The organism is Corynebacterium glyciniphilum AJ 3170, from assembly GCF_007673095.1.
Lineage (GTDB): Bacteria > Actinomycetota > Actinomycetes > Mycobacteriales > Mycobacteriaceae > Corynebacterium.
On record NZ_VDYZ01000391.1, the window covers coordinates 1 to 226 of the forward strand.

Sequence of the window (226 nt, forward strand, 5' to 3'; positions counted from 1 at the left end):
GTGGGTAGGTGAAGGTGGGCATCGTGGGAGCGATGGAGGTCACGGAGAGTGGTGAGGTGGCGAAGTGGATGGTGGGGGGAGAGATGGTGAAGGGTATGGGCGGGGGGATGGACCTGGTGGGTGGTACAGCACGGGTCGTGGTGATGACGACCCAGACCAACCGGGAGGGGATGGGGAAGATGGGTGGGGAAGTGGGGGGGAGCGCGAGCGTGTTCGGCGGGGGGGG

The 226-nt window shown here is 66.8% G+C and carries 1 pseudogene; it reads left to right on the forward strand.

What is annotated here, in order from left to right:
* Positions 1-32 precede the first annotated feature (32 nt).
* Positions 33-226 (forward strand): annotated as a pseudogene (locus FS507_RS18315) (hypothetical protein); the annotation flags it as partial.